This window comes from Adlercreutzia sp. ZJ242, assembly GCF_011038995.1.
In the GTDB taxonomy this organism is placed as follows: Bacteria; Actinomycetota; Coriobacteriia; order Coriobacteriales; family Eggerthellaceae; genus CAAEEV01.
In genome coordinates, this window is record NZ_JAAKEE010000060.1 from 1 (window position 1) to 15,069 (window position 15,069).

General features: G+C 61.1%; 14 protein-coding genes and 1 pseudogene. 6 read left to right on the plus strand and 9 right to left on the minus strand.

Annotated elements, in window-relative coordinates; genetic code table 11:
* Positions 1 to 174 precede the first annotated feature (174 nt).
* The 3 genes from G7Y49_RS10655 to G7Y49_RS10665 all read right to left on the minus strand — a co-directional run bounded on the left by G7Y49_RS10655 (position 175) and on the right by G7Y49_RS10665 (position 4,282).
* A complete protein-coding gene (locus G7Y49_RS10655) occupies positions 175 to 1,680 on the minus strand; it encodes an LCP family protein (protein ID WP_165173653.1) in 1,506 nt (501 codons plus the stop codon).
* Between the two features lie 7 nt (positions 1,681 to 1,687).
* Positions 1,688 to 2,968, minus strand: coding sequence for a UDP-N-acetylglucosamine 1-carboxyvinyltransferase (murA, locus tag G7Y49_RS10660; RefSeq protein WP_165173655.1), 1,281 nt, complete (start codon positions 2,966 to 2,968; stop codon positions 1,688 to 1,690).
* 981 nt (positions 2,969 to 3,949) lie between these two features.
* The gene (locus G7Y49_RS10665; RefSeq protein WP_165173657.1) at positions 3,950 to 4,282 is read right to left on the minus strand and encodes a hypothetical protein; all 333 of its coding nucleotides are present in this window, start codon (positions 4,280 to 4,282) and stop codon (positions 3,950 to 3,952) included.
* A 1,203-nt stretch (positions 4,283 to 5,485) separates the two neighbouring features.
* Between G7Y49_RS10665 and G7Y49_RS10670 the strand changes: the two genes are divergently transcribed.
* The gene (locus G7Y49_RS10670; protein WP_165173659.1) at positions 5,486 to 6,277 is read left to right on the plus strand and encodes a type II toxin-antitoxin system RelB/DinJ family antitoxin; all 792 of its coding nucleotides are present in this window, start codon (positions 5,486 to 5,488) and stop codon (positions 6,275 to 6,277) included.
* 525 nt (positions 6,278 to 6,802) lie between these two features.
* Here the strand turns inward: G7Y49_RS10670 and G7Y49_RS10675 are convergent.
* The 5 genes from G7Y49_RS10675 to G7Y49_RS10695 all read right to left on the minus strand — a co-directional run bounded on the left by G7Y49_RS10675 (position 6,803) and on the right by G7Y49_RS10695 (position 9,837).
* The gene (locus tag G7Y49_RS10675) at positions 6,803 to 7,198 is read right to left on the minus strand and encodes a DUF86 domain-containing protein (RefSeq protein ID WP_165173661.1); all 396 of its coding nucleotides are present in this window, start codon (positions 7,196 to 7,198) and stop codon (positions 6,803 to 6,805) included.
* Entirely contained in the window at positions 7,195 to 7,494 is a 300-nt protein-coding gene (locus G7Y49_RS10680; protein ID WP_165173663.1) for a nucleotidyltransferase family protein, read from the minus strand. Before G7Y49_RS10680 ends, G7Y49_RS10675 begins: the two co-directional genes overlap by 4 nt.
* Positions 7,495 to 7,649: 155 nt before the next feature.
* Complete coding sequence (locus G7Y49_RS12320) at positions 7,650 to 8,171, minus strand: helix-turn-helix transcriptional regulator (RefSeq protein WP_241157387.1); 522 nt, start codon at positions 8,169 to 8,171, stop codon at positions 7,650 to 7,652.
* A gap of 371 nt (positions 8,172 to 8,542) precedes the next feature.
* The gene (locus G7Y49_RS10690; RefSeq protein WP_165173665.1) at positions 8,543 to 9,145 is read right to left on the minus strand and encodes a helix-turn-helix domain-containing protein; all 603 of its coding nucleotides are present in this window, start codon (positions 9,143 to 9,145) and stop codon (positions 8,543 to 8,545) included.
* A complete protein-coding gene (locus tag G7Y49_RS10695; RefSeq protein WP_165173667.1) occupies positions 9,115 to 9,837 on the minus strand; it encodes a phosphatase PAP2 family protein in 723 nt (240 codons plus the stop codon). The genes G7Y49_RS10690 and G7Y49_RS10695 overlap by 31 nt, the downstream gene beginning before the upstream one ends.
* Positions 9,838 to 10,417: 580 nt before the next feature.
* On the opposite strand from G7Y49_RS10695, the gene G7Y49_RS10700 reads away from it, so the two are divergent.
* The gene (locus tag G7Y49_RS10700) at positions 10,418 to 10,864 is read left to right on the plus strand and encodes a hypothetical protein (RefSeq protein ID WP_206214660.1); all 447 of its coding nucleotides are present in this window, start codon (positions 10,418 to 10,420) and stop codon (positions 10,862 to 10,864) included.
* Between the two features lie 176 nt (positions 10,865 to 11,040).
* On the opposite strand, the gene G7Y49_RS10705 is transcribed toward G7Y49_RS10700, so the two are convergent.
* Positions 11,041 to 11,934: a LysR family transcriptional regulator gene (locus G7Y49_RS10705; RefSeq protein WP_206214661.1), complete on the minus strand. Its 894-nt coding sequence runs from the start codon at positions 11,932 to 11,934 to the stop codon at positions 11,041 to 11,043.
* 155 nt (positions 11,935 to 12,089) lie between these two features.
* Here G7Y49_RS10705 and G7Y49_RS10710 point away from each other — a divergent pair, with 155 nt between their 5' ends.
* From G7Y49_RS10710 to G7Y49_RS10725, 4 genes and pseudogenes are all read left to right on the plus strand, one after another.
* Complete coding sequence (locus G7Y49_RS10710) at positions 12,090 to 12,734, plus strand: SDR family oxidoreductase (protein ID WP_165173673.1); 645 nt, start codon at positions 12,090 to 12,092, stop codon at positions 12,732 to 12,734.
* Positions 12,735 to 12,774: 40 nt separating this feature from the next.
* Positions 12,775 to 13,224, plus strand: a complete 450-nt coding sequence (locus G7Y49_RS10715) for a flavodoxin family protein (protein WP_165173675.1) — start codon at positions 12,775 to 12,777, stop codon at positions 13,222 to 13,224.
* 8 nt (positions 13,225 to 13,232) lie between these two features.
* Positions 13,233 to 14,408, plus strand: a complete 1,176-nt coding sequence (locus G7Y49_RS10720) for an MFS transporter (RefSeq protein WP_165173677.1) — start codon at positions 13,233 to 13,235, stop codon at positions 14,406 to 14,408.
* Positions 14,409 to 14,863: 455 nt separating this feature from the next.
* Positions 14,864 to 15,069 (plus strand): annotated as a pseudogene (locus G7Y49_RS10725) (hypothetical protein); the annotation flags it as partial.

The window sequence follows — 15,069 nt, forward strand, 5'->3', positions numbered from 1 at the left end:
AGGTGATGTCGGTTGTGAAAAAACCGAGAAGCTAGGCTGTTCCACTACAGAAAACGTCATGAGAAGAGAGGCTGTTTGCCCAGGTCACATGGGATAAAAAGTCTCTTTTATCTGCAAAACTTGGGTTCTATCATAGCCGACGCCGCCGCGCGCGGCCGCGAGAAACCCCGTCCGTCACGAGACGGGCATCCAGTCCTTCCCGATGATGACCAGCACGTTGGTGTCGAAGGTGTAGAAGTCGCCGCCGTTGATGACGCGCCCGCCGCTCGCGGCGCGCGCGACGGCCTTGGCGGCGCCCTCGTAGGCCCCGTCCTTGTAGATGACGAACGTCTCGGGGTAGACGGTGCCGTCGTCGACGTTGCCGGTGCCCTCGACCTTGAAGCCCGCGGAGGCGAGCATCTCGCCGAGGCGCCCTGCCGCGCCCGTGGTGCCCGCGCCGTTGCGCACCTCGACGGTGACCTCGGCCGGGTTCACGCCCGCAGCCGAGCTGTCGACGATCGCCGGGTCCTCCCCCGCCTTGAAGCGCGCGAGCATGTCGGCCCACTCGTCCTCGTAGTACTCGAACAGCGGCTCGGCCGCGTCCGTCGCATAGCCGGGGAGCGCGCAGACGTAGGTCGTCACCTGGTCGAGCGGGCGCAGGGCATCGCCGAGCGCGATGAGCTGGCTCGACGTGAAGTCACAGCTCAGGTAGTCGCCCGCCTCGCCCACGAGCGACGCGAAGCTCAGGCCCTCGGAGGCCAGCGCGCGCTGCGCGAGCGCGAGCGTGAAGGCGACGCGGTTGGCCGAGGCCGCGTCGAAGCCGCCCGAGAAGTTCAGGGCGCGCAGGTACACGAGCGCCTCGTCGCCGCCGAGGGTCTGCTCGCCCGCCGGCAGGACGACCGTGCCCGCGCGCGGGTCGTCGACCTCCTCGGCGAGCGTGAGCGCGACGCCGCCCACGGCGTCGACCATGCCGGACAGGCCCTCTTCGTCGGTGGCCGCGAAGTGCGCGACGTCCACCTCGGCGAGCTTGGCCACCTGCCTGATGAGCTCGGCGTCGCCCCCCAGCCCGCGCGCGTCGTAGAGCGGGTGGTCCTTGCCGTCGGACAGGCGCACGTCGAGGTTGGCGGGGATGGACGCGAAGCTCAAGACGCGCGCGCCCTCGTCGACGCGCACGAGCAGGTACGCGTCGGTGGCCGCGCCGCGCGCCTTCGCCGCGCTTCCGAGCTCGGCGGCGCACAGCACGTAGTAGGGCTCGCCCTCCGCGGGGGCGACGAGCGCCTCCTTGGCGTTCGAGGAGCCGAGCGCCAGCTTGGAGTCAGACGAGCTGAAGTAGGTGTAGGCGCCCACGCCCGCGGCCACGGCCACCACGAGCACCGCCACGAGCGCGAAGAACAGGATGCGCCGATGGCGCGCCTTGCGCTGGATCTCCTGCACGTAGCCCAGGCGCGACACGCGCCGCGAGTAGGCGCTGTCGCTCTCGCCGCTCTGCGCCGAGGTGCCCACGTGGCGCACGTACCCGCGCGTGGCCTTGTTCGCGCGGCGCATGTTCGCGAAGTCGACGCTCGACGCGTTCGACGGCGCGTGCTTGCCGCGGCGCGTGGGCGCGTCGCGCACCACGTGCGAGCCCACGGTCGACGACTGCATGCGCTTCGACATGCGCTTGGACTGGGAGGCGCTGAAGCCCTTCTTCCTGCCGAGCATGGACGTCCTAACGCGCGGAGCCGTCAGGGACGCGCTCGACGTCGGCGCCGAGGCTGGCGAGCTTGCCCACGTAGTCCTCGTAGCCGCGGTCGATGTGCTCGATGCGGTGGACGCGCGTCTCGCCGTCGGCCACGATGCCCGCGAGCACGAGCGCCGCGCCGGCGCGCAGGTCGGTCGAGGACACCGGGGCGCCCTGCAGGCCCGCCACGCCGCGGATGAGCGCGTGGTGGTCGTCGATGGTGATGTCAGCGCCCATGCGCATGAGCTCGGCGGCGAACATGAAGCGGTTCTCGAACACGTTCTCGGTGATGACCGACGTGCCCTCGGCCAGCGCCGCGAGCAGCATGAACTGCGCCTGGAGGTCGGTGGGGAAGCCCGGGTGCGGCAGCGTCTGGATGTCGGCGCACACCAGGTCGCCCGCGCGGCTCACGCGCACCCAGTCCTCGCCCGTCTCGACCTCACACCCCATGGCGCGCAGCTTCATGATGGCCATGCGCAGATACGCCGGGTTGATGCCGTGCGCCGTGACAGGGCCGCCCGTGAGCGCGCCGCCCGCGAGGAAGGTGCCCGCCTCGATGCGGTCGCCCACCGTGGTGTGCTCGCAGGGGTGCAGGTCGGCGAGCGGCACGCCCTGGATCTCGATGTGCGAGGTGCCCGCGCCGCTCACGCGCGCGCCCATGGCGTTGAGCATGCAGGCCAGGTCCTCGATCTCCGGCTCGCACGCCGCGTTCTCCAGATACGTGGCGCCGTCGGCCACCACGGCCGCCATCAGCAGGTTCTCGGTGGCGCCGACGCTGGGGAACTCGAGCATCACGTGCGTGCCGACAAGGCCGTTCGGCGTGCGCGCCACGAGCACGCCGTGGTCGATGCTGAACTCTACGCCGAGGGCCTCGAGCCCCACGAGGTGCATGTCGATCTTGCGCGCGCCGATCTGGCAGCCGCCGGGCATGGCCACGTGCGCCTCGCCGAACCGTCCGATGAGCGGCCCGAGCACCGAGATGCTCGCGCGCATCTTCGAGACGAGCTCGTAGGGCGTCTCGCACGAGTCGACGGGCTGCGTGTCGATGACGAGGTCGTGCCCGCGGCGCTCGACGGTGGCGCCGAGGCGCTTGAGCACCTCTCCCATGAGGCTGATGTCCGAGATGAGCGGCACGTTGTGCAGGGTGGTGACGCCCTGCCCGAGCAGCGACGCCGCCATCAGCTTGAGCGCCGAGTTCTTCGCGCCCGCGACGCTCACGTCGCCGGCAAGCGTGTTGTTGCCGCGCACGATGATGATTTCTGAGGTCATGTCTATCCTTAAGGGCAAGCCGCGCGCATCCGGCGAGCGCAAGCCCGCTTCCCCCGGCGCCCCGCGGCAGGTCATTCGTTCTCGATAACGCGTCTATTATAGGAAATCCCGCCGCCCCCGCGCGCTCGCGCGCCTCAAGACCTCAAGCTTTCTATATCAGAGGTCGGGCAGCCCCTGCCAGAATCCCATTTCAACACCGCCGCCCTAGAGACGAACCCAGTAGTCGGGTCCGAGCCAAAGCAAAAGCTTCCCCTAGCACACAATGAGCGACATGCAGTGGTGGATCGACGCGATGTCGGCATTCGTCTCGGTCGTCACCATCGGAGACAATGATAGTTAATTACGGCTTTGGCCTGGGCTTTATATTCCCACTCTGTGGTTACACCATTCCAAGGCGTGTTGTTTGGTGCCACGTAGCTTATTGCGGTACGCTTTTTGTCACCCGATTCGAATAAATAAGACACTGAACTGAAGCTGCACATTCACCGTATCATCTCGCTGAGTCCAAGGCGATCAGCGCTTCTCGGATGTCTCCCTGGACGAGGGGGGGGTGCATGCTCTCGGGGCACTTCGAGACGTCCGCATGCCTCAGCGCGTCAACGATTCGAGCTGATAGGTTCGGCTTGGCCTCAGCCAGTTACACGATGGACTTCATACACTGGCAGGCCGTGATGGGCCTCTCGTCGGTCGCGTGCCCCAGGTACTCCCCAATAACCTCGTCAATCCTGCCCAGCTCGTCCCTCCTGGCGTTGCGGGCGATCAGGAACAGCCGCGAGTCTGGACGCAGGAGCTGGAATCACGCATCATCTCGACGAATCGTCCATGTGCGCACAAGCTGCATCACTCGAACCGCCTGTCTCTTGAAACGGCCTCAGCGCCTGGTAGGCCTCTTCGCTGTTCGGAGAGCGAAGCTGGCGCACTTGCTCCTCGATGTTCATTTCATCAAGTGGCATCGATGTAGCCAAGACGCCGACATGCATCTCATTTGTCGCCATTCGATATACTCCGTTCCTTTTCCACCAGCATGGCAAGCTGATTGTCAAGGTTATATCGGACATCGTCTTCAGTTAAGTCGTAGTATGATTTTGGGACAGTTGTTGGCAGTGATGCAATTCTGAAAAAGACATCACTATGGTTTGCATCATTGAGGGCAACCTGTCTTTTGGCGGATTCCATATCGAATGGGTCTTTGCTCAGCTCATTGCATGTATCCAAAATATCCTTCTCCAAAGGCGTGATTTCCCCTTTGGATTTCAATGCCTCTATCAGTATGCTGATAGCGGAATGGCACATACTGTTCGGCCTCCTATTCACAGTCGAGCTTCTCTTCGATCCTAGACGCCTCGTCTTCTGAGGTGCGCCCCTGCCGCAGATCCCCAGATGCGACCTGACGCGCTCGCTCGCGCCCCATAGTCGTCGCAGCTGTCGCGATGTCGTCAGCGACGGGCGGGGCACCCCGCCTCCTCGACCCGGGAAGAGATGACGAGCCCGTGCTGGTCGAGAGCGACCTCGCGAAGCCTCTCTATGTCGGGCATCGCCTTCATGATGCAATTATGCTAAAGCAGCTTTAACATAATAGCAATAACTGGACGCTCCATGCCACGATCGTGTCCCTTCGACAGCCCGTAATCGACATCTGATGCTACAGGATCGAGCAGAAATCCCTTGCCAAAACAGTTTCGGAGCCGCCCAGAATCGCAGCATCGCCAGAGAATTGGCTTCATACCGTTTTCCTAGGAAAACCCAATTTCCAGACCTGCGAAAATGGGGTGAATTCAAAATGAGGCCGTCGCCTCAGGCGGCGAGCCATACCAGTACTCGGCGTTTTGCCCGAGACAGCGTAAGTGGGCCGAGGCCAACGCCTTCACGATGCGTGTTGGCTGCAAGTGTGGCGAGAAGATAGAAGAGAAGATAGAAGTTGACTGGACTGGTAACCGCATGAAGCACTACAGCCCAGACACGGGCCTGCCAAGAAAGTGTGGGTCTTCGTTGCATGCCTGCCGTGGTCGCAGTACGCATTCGCCGAGGCATTCCCCGACATGGGTGAGGAGTCGTGAGCGACGGCGCATGTGCACGCATTCTCGTTCTTCGGTGGCTCGGCACCGATACCGATTCCAGATAATTGCAAGACCGACGCAGCAAAAAACCGCAGACAACACTATCTCTCCCAGAGGAACACGCTATATGTTTTGGGAAGCTTTGTAGGTATCGCGATAAAGGAGATCTTGAGGACTTCGAGTTCACCCTGCTGAAGTGGGTTCTTTAAAAACCAAGGAAGTTGAATATGGGGTGGTAGAAGGATATTCATTGTGAATGCAAATTGATAGAAAGTATTATAAAGAAAATTTCTTGACTTTTTATTTACTATGTCTTTATAATAGAGACACCGAAAGGGAAGCATGGTGATTACCTGATTTGGGATACGCACAACTCCTTTCTCTTCGGCTTTCCACCACCGCGTATCCCAAATCAGGTAATCACCGGATAAACTAATTCTGAAAGCGAAAGGTGAAGGAAATGAAGAGCAACAATGCAACCCAACTCATGAACGTGAAGATCGACAGCGTTGTGAAAGAATCGGCTGAGACTGTCCTTACGGGAATGGGCCTGAATATGTCTGCATACGTGGGCATGTGCCTGCGCCAGCTTGCACAGGATAGGAAGCTTCCTTTCGTGGTAAGCACCGACCCTGATTTCTGGATCTTGGAGGAGCAGGCTGCAGAGTCTGCGAGGATTATTAAGTCTGGGTTTGTGGATGATGTACGCGATGCCTCCTATTATTCTCTCGATCAGAAGATTGAGCTTTCAAAGGTTGCAGATGACGCAACGGAAGAGGAAATACTGACCCATTTCTTATTTGCCTTCGACGTCCTTGATGACCATCCTGACATCATCTCCATGGCGTCCGAGGGTCTTTACCTGAAGAGCCTCTTGAAGGATAAAGCTGACTATTCTCATGAGTACTTTGATGAGCTGCTCTCGTTGGTTGAGTCTAGGATTGACGGCCTCTTTGCTGGTTCCAAGATTATCGAGGATTATCTCGACAAGCCCGCTGAGCAGTATTCCTTCACTGAGAAGATTGATGTTCTCGAATATATCAAAGGCCGTCTATTTGACACGATCGAATGTAATAAGAATGGCTTGAGGGCGCGTTTCGTAGGGCCGAACGAGGACACTTCTCTCTTGATCCGCGCTGAGAATTGGTTTGACAACAGCGCAAAGGCTGAGGAGAACCGCGACTTCCATAAGAATATGGAGAGGGCTTCAGATGTTTCCTCAGAGTTCATTGTTAACCGGGATGCAAAGTAATTCATCTCACGCAAGCGGAATAAAGCATGAAAAAGATGATCGGGCTTGATTCTGTCATCTTTTTCTTCAGGGTCACGATCCTAAAGAAAAGGCGGTAGCCGTAACTACCGCCTTTGATATCAAACCTGCGCCGCCCGTGACCCTTTTGCAACTGACGGGCTTTTGAGGCGATTGGCTCTAGCGATGACAATCAACCAAGCATATGGATTCGATGCGAAACCCCGATTTCAAAGAGAGCCCACGCTGAGTTAACACCCGCGATTAACGCGAGAAGCATTTTCGAATAGCCTGGCTACAATGCTGACAATTCTGCGCTTCAAGCCGAAGGCGCATCGCAAGACACCCGTCTTAATCCGCCTGACGGATTCTATTGATGAGTGAATTCGCCCAATCTACAACCTCGCCCACCACCTGGACAGCGGGAAGCTCCTCAGCTTAAACGGCGTAGAGTTCGCCCAGCCCTCCCGCTCATGCACCTCAGCTCAGTGCAAACCTCAAGCGGTTCCTCGATTCGAATTACTTCAACTAGCACTGGACTCCGCCACATTCCGCCTCGTCAGGATCAGCCTCGTCGCACTCAGAGCTGCCGACCAGCTTCCTCAGTTGATCGGCAAACTCCCAGAGCTCGTCGAAGAGGACTTGAGTCACGATGTCCCACTTGGTGTTCTCGTAGTCATGCACGAGGCGATGGCGAAGACCCGCGACCTTCGACCAAGGGATGTCGGGATGGGCCTCCCTCGTCTCCTTCGAGAGATGCGACACATACTCGCCGATGTTGTAGAGCGGCGTGGTAACCGCCCACTGAACGAACTGATCCGACTCAACCAGCTCGCGCGTAATGCCCCTCTCCTCCATCATGGCATGCAGATCGTCTGCGAAGGAGAGGATGCGCTTGACCTTTCGCAGGTCGGACGGGGTCATGCGATCACCCGCGCATCGGCGTGGATGCGCTTCATCAGGTCAGAGCCCTCGCGTATCTCCGACTCCTCGTAGACGTCAACGCGCTTGCCCGACGCGTTGTAGAGGTCGTCGGCTATGGCGAAGATGTTCGTCGGCACGAACCGCTCGCCTCCCCTCACGAGGAGGTCGATGTCCGACTCAGGAGTCGCCTCCTCGCGCGCGTACGAGCCGAAGAGCAGGGCGGACTCAGCGCCATAGCGGTCGAGAATGGGCTTCACCAAGTTTCGAAGATCATCGAACGTATACACGACTTCCATGTCGAAGCACCTCCCGTCGCTGCAGAGTATAGCACGGCCGAGACGCTCAGCAGGCAGGGCGGAGTCTTCCCGGAGTCTTCCTTTTCCTGGAACCCTTCCTCCTTCGGCTGCTGGCTCTCTTCCTGAGGCGTCAAGTCCTTCTCCTCGCCTGCCGTCTATCGACTTTCGGCAGAATGCGCGAAGAGGACCGTTACGGTGCAGGCCGCGGCGCCCAGGACCCAGGGAAGCCAGAAGAACCTGAGGCAGAACGTTGCGAAGACGACGCCGGCCTCGCCCCAAGCGTGGCTGGGAGCGGCGCCCATGGCGAACGGCGCGAGCAGCATGCCGAGTGCGAGCGCAGTGGACGCGAGCACGATGGCGCCGCAGGTCATGCCCATGCGCCTGCCCCGGCGGCGCAGAGCGGGCGGCTCGCTGCGCTCGTCGGCGTCGACAGGAGCGGGCATAGCGGCGTCTGAGAGCGCCGGCGGCGCGACGGCGACGAGATCGCCCCGCACCAGATCATCAAGCGAGCAGCCGAAGATCTGACACAGGCTTAGCAGCTTGTCCATCTCGGGATAGGCGCGCTCGGACTCCCACTTGGTGACTGACTGGCGGCTCACGCCGAGGAGCACGGCGAGCTGCTCCTGGGTCATGCCATGCGCGGCGCGCAGGTGCCGCAGGTTGTCGCGAAAGCTCATGGACGCGGTTCCTTTCGTCGGCGTCGCCCCATTATACGTCCGCAGGCGCGTCCGCGCGCTCTCACGCGGCGAAGCAGTAGGGCGACGGGTGGCGCGACAGATGAGGTCGGCGTCTGTCGGATATGAGGACTGGCTTGACGATACGCCGAGGGTCCGCCCCGATCCACCAACCGCAGGCTGCTTTTTCACGCCCTCTCGGCGCCCGTCAGTTGCAAAGCGCAGGTCAGCTACGGGCGCAAACGGAAAGCGCACCCGGCGCGGCGACCACCTTCTTCGGCTCTTCGGCAAACTCCCAGAGCTCGTCGAAGAGGGCACCCCCTACGACGACACGCCTGATTCCAGTGCGCAAATGAACGTACGTCAGCACCGACCTACTTCCCCTGGGAGATGAAGAAGCCTTTCGCCACGAGGAGGGCGAAGCAGATGATTCCCGCGTACGGCTGCCTGGAGGCGATGAACACCGCGACGCTCGCGGTGGAGAGGACCATGCCCGCCGCGAGCAAGCGCCTGCTCCACGCCGGCTTGCCCAGGTTGGACGCGAGCAGTCCGAGCACGCCTTCCAGAGCCGTGGCGCAGATGAGCGCCGCGAACACGGCCTTCAGCCAGGAGCTGACGCCAGTCAGGCCGATCAATGCCACGGCGGCGGTGGAGTCCGCGCCGTTGCCGAAGGCGGGTATGAGCAGAAGCACGACGAGGAGCACGTCGAGCGCGCCGCAGATGCGCGAACGGTACCTGCCGGCAAGCTCCCTCTTCTCCTCCTCCGCCGCCACGATGATCTCGCCCGGGCATATGAGCTCGTCTATCGACACGCCGAAGAACCGGGAGAGCTCCTTGAGCGAGTCGATGCTCGGGTAGCCCCTGCCGGACTCCCACTTCGACACCGCCGTCCTGGAGACGTAGAGCGCGCAGGCAAGCTCCTCCTGCGTGAGCGAGCGCGCCTTCCTCAGCTCCTGCAGCTTCTCGCTAAACTCCATCCTCGTTCCTCCTCGTCCGGCTTGCCCCTTCTGCGATCTGCGCATGCGACGGCCGACCGGTACAGCGCGAATAGCCCGGCCGCCAGCAGGACGGCCCCGACGATGTCCGTCGCCCAGTGGACGCCCGAAACCAGCCTCCCGAGCACCATGAGCGCCGAGAACACGGCCACGAACGCCGTCGCGGCGCCCCTGAGGGCGGGGCTCTTCACCCTGCGGTCAACCTGGTACTTCAGCGTCGGCATGACGCTCAGGACCAGAAGCGTCGTAGAAGAAGGATACGACGCCTCCATCATCCCGTCTATGGGTATGGGGCGGTAGTTGATCGGGATCATCTCGAAGACCAGGTACCCGAGGATGACGAGGACGTAATAGACGCCGAGCAGAAGGAGGTCAGCGTCCACCCGAAGCAGGCTCCTGCGCCTGACCAGCTGCACGGCGCCCAGCGCCCCGAACCCCAGGCAGACCGCGATCGGCACGAGGCCGAGCCAGTCCGTGACCAGGTAAACTCCCCAGTGCACGCCCGTCAGCTCGTGAAACCACACGTTGAGCGTCGAAAAGCCGACGTCCGTCCCGTTCTGGCCGACAGGCCGCACGTCCACGCATTGGACCAGCGCGGTCCAGAGCGCGAAGACGGCCAGCAGCGCCAACCCTGCGAGAAGCTCTCTTCTTCTTCCCTGTTTTGCGTTTTGCATGCGCACCACGTCCCTTCGTCTCGCCTTGATGCGAGGTCGAAGGTAGGAGGCGTTGGCGGGTCCGGAAAGAGCCGCGACGTCACACCGGCGACGCGCCTCATCACACCGGCGACACGTTTCGTCACGTCGGCGGCACGCTTCGTGTCATACGCCGCCTTCCAGGCGTTTGCGTGAATGCTTGCGGAACGAGAGGGAGACAGCGGCGACCCGCCAAGCTCGGAGACCAGATAGAAAAACCTTCGAGGTTTTGCAAGGCGGAGTCGCGAAAGCGGTTCCGCCTCGTTGTCTCTCGTCAGCCTCCTCTACCAGCGACGTTGTGCTTTGGGAATCCCGCGATCTGTGACGAAACGCGACGAACCGCCGCGAAGCCGAGCGGATTCTACTGCGTCGATTGGTTATCCTTAGATATGGATGATATACTTCCCCTTGAAATCCAAGGAGGCTGGACCATGAAACGAGGAGCGGCAAGCGGCATGTGCCACCTGACTCAACAGCGAAGCCCCTTGCCTTCCGCATTTCCCGAAGCTCTGCGAGGTCCTTTCGCATGAGGCTCCGCAGGGTGAACGGACTAGCTGCCGCGATGCTCGTCGCGGCATTCTTCCTGCATGCAATCGTGGGCACGCTTTGGCTCCGTTTCGGGCTCTCGGATCACCTGGCATGGGTGGTGTGGGTTGCCGTGAGCGTGGCTGGCGCCCATATCGGGCTTTCGGCAGCAACGAGCTGTTCGATGCTGACAGACAGGCAACGACCGCCCAGCAGCCGCAAGAGAATGCACCTCGTTCTCAAATGGGCAAGCGGCGGGATGCTGCTTACCGCCGCGCTGATCCATGTGACAGCGGGCCTGACAGGCAGAACGCCCGAGGCACGGTGCTTTCTGCTCGCTGTCGTCGCGTTGCTGACTTGGCATAGTTTTGTGGGCGCCAAGTCATTGCTCAAAGACCTCGGCATTCCAACCCGTCTTAAAGGGAGCCTGAGAGCTCTGATGATTACGGTCGCCGCTGTCGTGTGCCTGGCTCTCCTGCTCTGACGCATCGAAGCACAGAGAAGCGCCACCGATGCACGCGGTCGGGAAGCGCTGCCGGAAAGCGCTCGCGATGCACGCGGCCGGGAAGCGCTCGCGGGGCGCGCGGCCCGCGCGGCAATTGGCATCAGCTGCTCTGAGCAGGTGCTTCTCCTCGACTTTGACCCATGAAGGAGCAGCGGTCACGAAGAAGTCCGGCGAGCGTCGCTTAGCCCGCTCGCAAATCGCTCCATCTCAGGCGAGGGATTCTTGGAGTAGAGCAGCCCGAACGGCACGCGATAGGACCAGTCCATGGGAATCGAGACGAAGCCGGGGTGCACGTTGTCCCAAGCGTCGAGCGTCTCGAGGAGGATGGACCTGCGCTCGCACTCGTTGAAGGTGTCGATGCTGTAGAAGCTCGGCGTGTCGACGATCTCGATGCCCGGGTGATGGCTTTCGATCTCGGAGCGTATGGAGTCCAGAACCGGCGACGAGCCGGGCTTCACGAGCATGAGGGACTGGCCGCTGAGGTCATCCCAGGTTAAGGCGGACTCACATGCGAGCGAATGGCTCCTCGGCACCGCGATCTTGCATTCGTAGAAGCCGAGCTTGAGCACGTTGCACATCTCATGCCATGCAGGCGCGTCGCACGGCCCCAGAAAGCAGTCGATTCGCGAGCCCAGCTCCCCTATCACGGAGTCCAGCTCCGTCCCGTCATCGAACGAGACGATCTCTATCCCGTAATCCGCGTCCATGTCGTTTCGGGACCAGATGTCAAGAAGGCGCGAGCAGGGGCGCAAGAGCGACGTCCCGACCTTGACCATGGGCTTCTCCGCCTCAGACGCTCTTCTCATCTCACGAAGCGTCGAATCGGACATCTGCCGCATCCTCTTCGCCGCATCCAAGAGGATCCTCCCGGCGTCCGTCAGCCCGACTCCGCGGTTCGTCCTGTGGAAGAGCTTGACCCCCACCTCGGCCTCAAGAGAGTCCATCTGCTTCTTGACTGACACGGCGGAGACGAAGAGCTGCTTGGCCGCAAGCGAGAAGCTGCCGGATTCCGCGACGACTATGAATGTGCCTATCCGCCGATTGAGCATCGCCAGTCTCCTGATGTCGAATACGTTAACCATAGGTTAAAGCCATTTAACCTATTGAACCATTCCCCACGTGCTGCGTAAAGACTAGATTTGACTAGTCACTTGATTAGACACTTTGGATGGAAGGTCTGTCCTCGAGAAGAAGGAGCTCAGCTATGACAAGGAAGATCGTGGTTATCGGCGCAGGTCCTGGCCTCGGCAACGCCGTCGCGAGGCGATTCGGCAAAGAAGGATACGAGGTCGTGCTCGTATCGAGGAGCCAGGAGAGCCTCGATGCGTACAAGAAGGAGTTCGAGGAGCTCCGGATACCTGCTTCGGCATATGCCGCCGACGTCACTGACATCAAGGGCTACGACGAGGCGATAGACCGGATCCACGCAGATCACGGCGATCCGAACGTGGTGGTGTACAACGTCGGCATCACCTCTCTGGATGAGGACCCGCTCACTGCGGAAGACGTCATGAGGCACTTTGCGACCGACGTGGCAGGCGCCTACGAAACGATCCAGAAGTTCGCCACTCCTGGGTTCGCCGAGAACCAGGGCTCTGTCATCCTCACCGGGGGCGGTTTCGCGGAATCGCCGTATCCGGGCTTCGTGGCTCTCTCCATGGACAAGGCCGCGCTCCGCAACCTCGCGCTTGAGAAGAACCAGGAGCTCGCGGACAAGGGCATCTACGTTGGAACCGTCATGGTCTGCGGAACCATCGGCGGCAACGAGCACTTTGCAGCCGACAACATCGCGGAGGCTTTCTGGGCCCTCAACGACACGCGCGACACCTATGAGGTGAAGTATCAGTAATCCGTTCATCTCGAATCGATCGCATGCCGAAAGGACGAAGATGACCACGCTCTTCATAAACGGAAGCCCCAACAGGAGCGGGAACACGGCACGGTTGGCCAAAGCCCTCCTCGAAGGAACCGCGCATGACACGTTGAACCTCGTAGACTACAAGGTCTACGGATACGGTCAGCGCTTCGGCGACGACCAGCTCGACGAAGTGCTCGCCGCCATGGATGGCGCAGACACCATCGTCATCGGGTCGCCGGTATACTGGCACAACCTGAGCGGCTTGGTTCGCACTCTGCTCGACCGCCTCTACGGGGCGCTCGACCACCGCCGCTTCAGGGGGAAGCGCCTGGCCCTCCTCTACCAAGGAGCTGCACCTGCTCCTTGGATGATCGAGGCTGGCGAGTACTCCATCAAGAAGTTCTGCGAGCTCTACGGCCTCGCCTACCTCGGGATGGCCACCACCGAGAGCGAGGCAAAGAAGCTGAGAAGGGAGCTGTAGCGACCATCATGGATAACGCGAAGTTCAAGTTGACGATGCCGCTGGTCATCCTGCTCACCGTCGCATCGGGGCTGGCTATCGGAAACCTCTACTGGGCGCAGCCCCTGCTCGTGCAGATCGCCAGCGACCTCGGCGTGACCGTAGCAGACAGCGGCCTGCTCATCACCGCAACCCAGATCGGCTATGCGCTCGGCATCTTGCTCATCGTTCCCTTAGGAGACATCTGCCCCCGTCGCAAGCTCATCAGCACCGTGATGACCCTCGTCGCCGCATCGCTTCTCGCATGCGCCTTGAGCCCCAGCTTCATCTTGCTCGCCTTTTCGCTCTCAGCCATGGGCATCACAACTGTGGCGGGTCAGATCATCATCCCCATGGCACGCGATCTGGCTGACCCTGAGCAGCAGGGTCAAGTCGTGGGCACCGTCACGGCAGGCATCATGCTCGGCATCCTCGTCGCACGCTCTGTTAGCGGGCTGGTTGCTGACATCTTGGGCTGGCGTGCGATCTACGGCATTGCCGCCACGTTGAACCTCTTGCTCATGGCCGTCCTCTGGAAGTGCCTTCCCAAGCTGCCCCCCAAGGAGAAGGTTGCCTACGGAATCCTTGTCGCCGATGTGTTCAAAGCGGTAGCTCAATACCGTCCGCTCAAATGGATCCTCATCGCCAACGGCCTCGTGTTCGGCGTGGTGTTCAGCCTTTTCTGGAATGCCGTCACATTCCTGCTCGGAGGAGAGCCCTTCAACTTCAACACGTTCCAGATCGGGCTCGTGAGCTTCGCGGGCATAACGGGAGCAGCCGGCTCAGTATGGGTCGGCAGGCTTCAGGACAGAGGCATCGGCATGCAGGCCGTCGGAGTCTTCATCGCATTGTCCTTCGTAAGCATGCTGGTCGCTTTGCTTGCCAGCGGATCCATCGTGCTCATCGTTATTGCTGCCGCGCTTTACTCGCTCGGCGTACAAGGCATCAGCACGCTCAACCAATTGCGCACGATGTCTCTCGATCCCGCCAAGAGCAGCCGCCTCAACACGGCGTTCGTGTTCAGCAACTTCGTCTTCAGCGCGATCGGAAGCGCCGCCTCGGGCTTCATCTGGACGCAAGCGGGATGGACCGGCATCTGCGCCACGTCGCTCGCCGTCACGGCGATAGCCGCATTGAGCTGGTTTCGAAGCCGCAAAGACGATTAGCCGGCTGCCCCCGCTCCGGCGTCTTTCCCGATGCTCGTCGATGCCCTCGCCTACCGCCAGGGCATCGGCAACCGGTTGGCAATCCGCGAGCGTGACGCCATGGCCTCTCGTCTTCGCGGTTGCCGCGACAGCTTCCGCCAAGGTGCCGTAGTCGATGTCGGCTCCCATGCTCGAGAGCATCCACGTATCGGAGAAGCCCCTCATGCGCATGCTGAGCGCGGAGCGAACGCGGCCTCGATCTTCCAGGGTTGTCGATCATGGGAGCGCCCCAGGTGATTCTGGATGAGAAAAGGCCGTTATTGATTATTTCCAATTTTCAGCCACATCGATTTCATAGCGGGCAACACCCGATTTCAGGACGAGCCGCATAACCTCCAACACCGCGATTTCAAGCAGAGCCACGCTTCCTATACTCGACTGGCATTGCCAACCAGATCGAGAAAGGAAGGTTCATCATGGCAAAGCACAGCAGTGCGAAGCTCATCATCGAGCTGAGCGCGAAGAACATGTCCAGGAGGGAGATCGCCCGCACCCGGCACATCTCGGCGCACACGATAAAGGAGGTGCTGGACCGGGCCACCGAGAAGGGTGTCGGATGGGACGACGTCTCCTTGATGAGCAACGACGAGATAGCGGCGATGCTGTTCCCCGAGGAGAAGGA

Coding starts and splice junctions, on each gene's coding strand:
- G7Y49_RS10655 (WP_165173653.1), bottom strand. CDS start 1,680: ATGCTCGGCAGGAAGAAGGGCTTCAGCGCCTCCCAGTCCAAGCGCATG.
- murA (WP_165173655.1), bottom strand. CDS start 2,968: ATGACCTCAGAAATCATCATCGTGCGCGGCAACAACACGCTTGCCGGC.
- G7Y49_RS10670 (WP_165173659.1), top strand. CDS start 5,486: ATGAAGAGCAACAATGCAACCCAACTCATGAACGTGAAGATCGACAGC.
- G7Y49_RS10675 (WP_165173661.1), bottom strand. CDS start 7,198: ATGACCCCGTCCGACCTGCGAAAGGTCAAGCGCATCCTCTCCTTCGCA.
- G7Y49_RS10680 (WP_165173663.1), bottom strand. CDS start 7,494: ATGGAAGTCGTGTATACGTTCGATGATCTTCGAAACTTGGTGAAGCCC.
- G7Y49_RS12320 (WP_241157387.1), bottom strand. CDS start 8,171: ATGAGCTTTCGCGACAACCTGCGGCACCTGCGCGCCGCGCATGGCATG.
- G7Y49_RS10690 (WP_165173665.1), bottom strand. CDS start 9,145: ATGGAGTTTAGCGAGAAGCTGCAGGAGCTGAGGAAGGCGCGCTCGCTC.
- G7Y49_RS10695 (WP_165173667.1), bottom strand. CDS start 9,837: ATGCAAAACGCAAAACAGGGAAGAAGAAGAGAGCTTCTCGCAGGGTTG.
- G7Y49_RS10700 (WP_206214660.1), top strand. CDS start 10,418: ATGCTCGTCGCGGCATTCTTCCTGCATGCAATCGTGGGCACGCTTTGG.
- G7Y49_RS10705 (WP_206214661.1), bottom strand. CDS start 11,934: ATGCTCAATCGGCGGATAGGCACATTCATAGTCGTCGCGGAATCCGGC.
- G7Y49_RS10710 (WP_165173673.1), top strand. CDS start 12,090: ATGACAAGGAAGATCGTGGTTATCGGCGCAGGTCCTGGCCTCGGCAAC.
- G7Y49_RS10715 (WP_165173675.1), top strand. CDS start 12,775: ATGACCACGCTCTTCATAAACGGAAGCCCCAACAGGAGCGGGAACACG.
- G7Y49_RS10720 (WP_165173677.1), top strand. CDS start 13,233: ATGGATAACGCGAAGTTCAAGTTGACGATGCCGCTGGTCATCCTGCTC.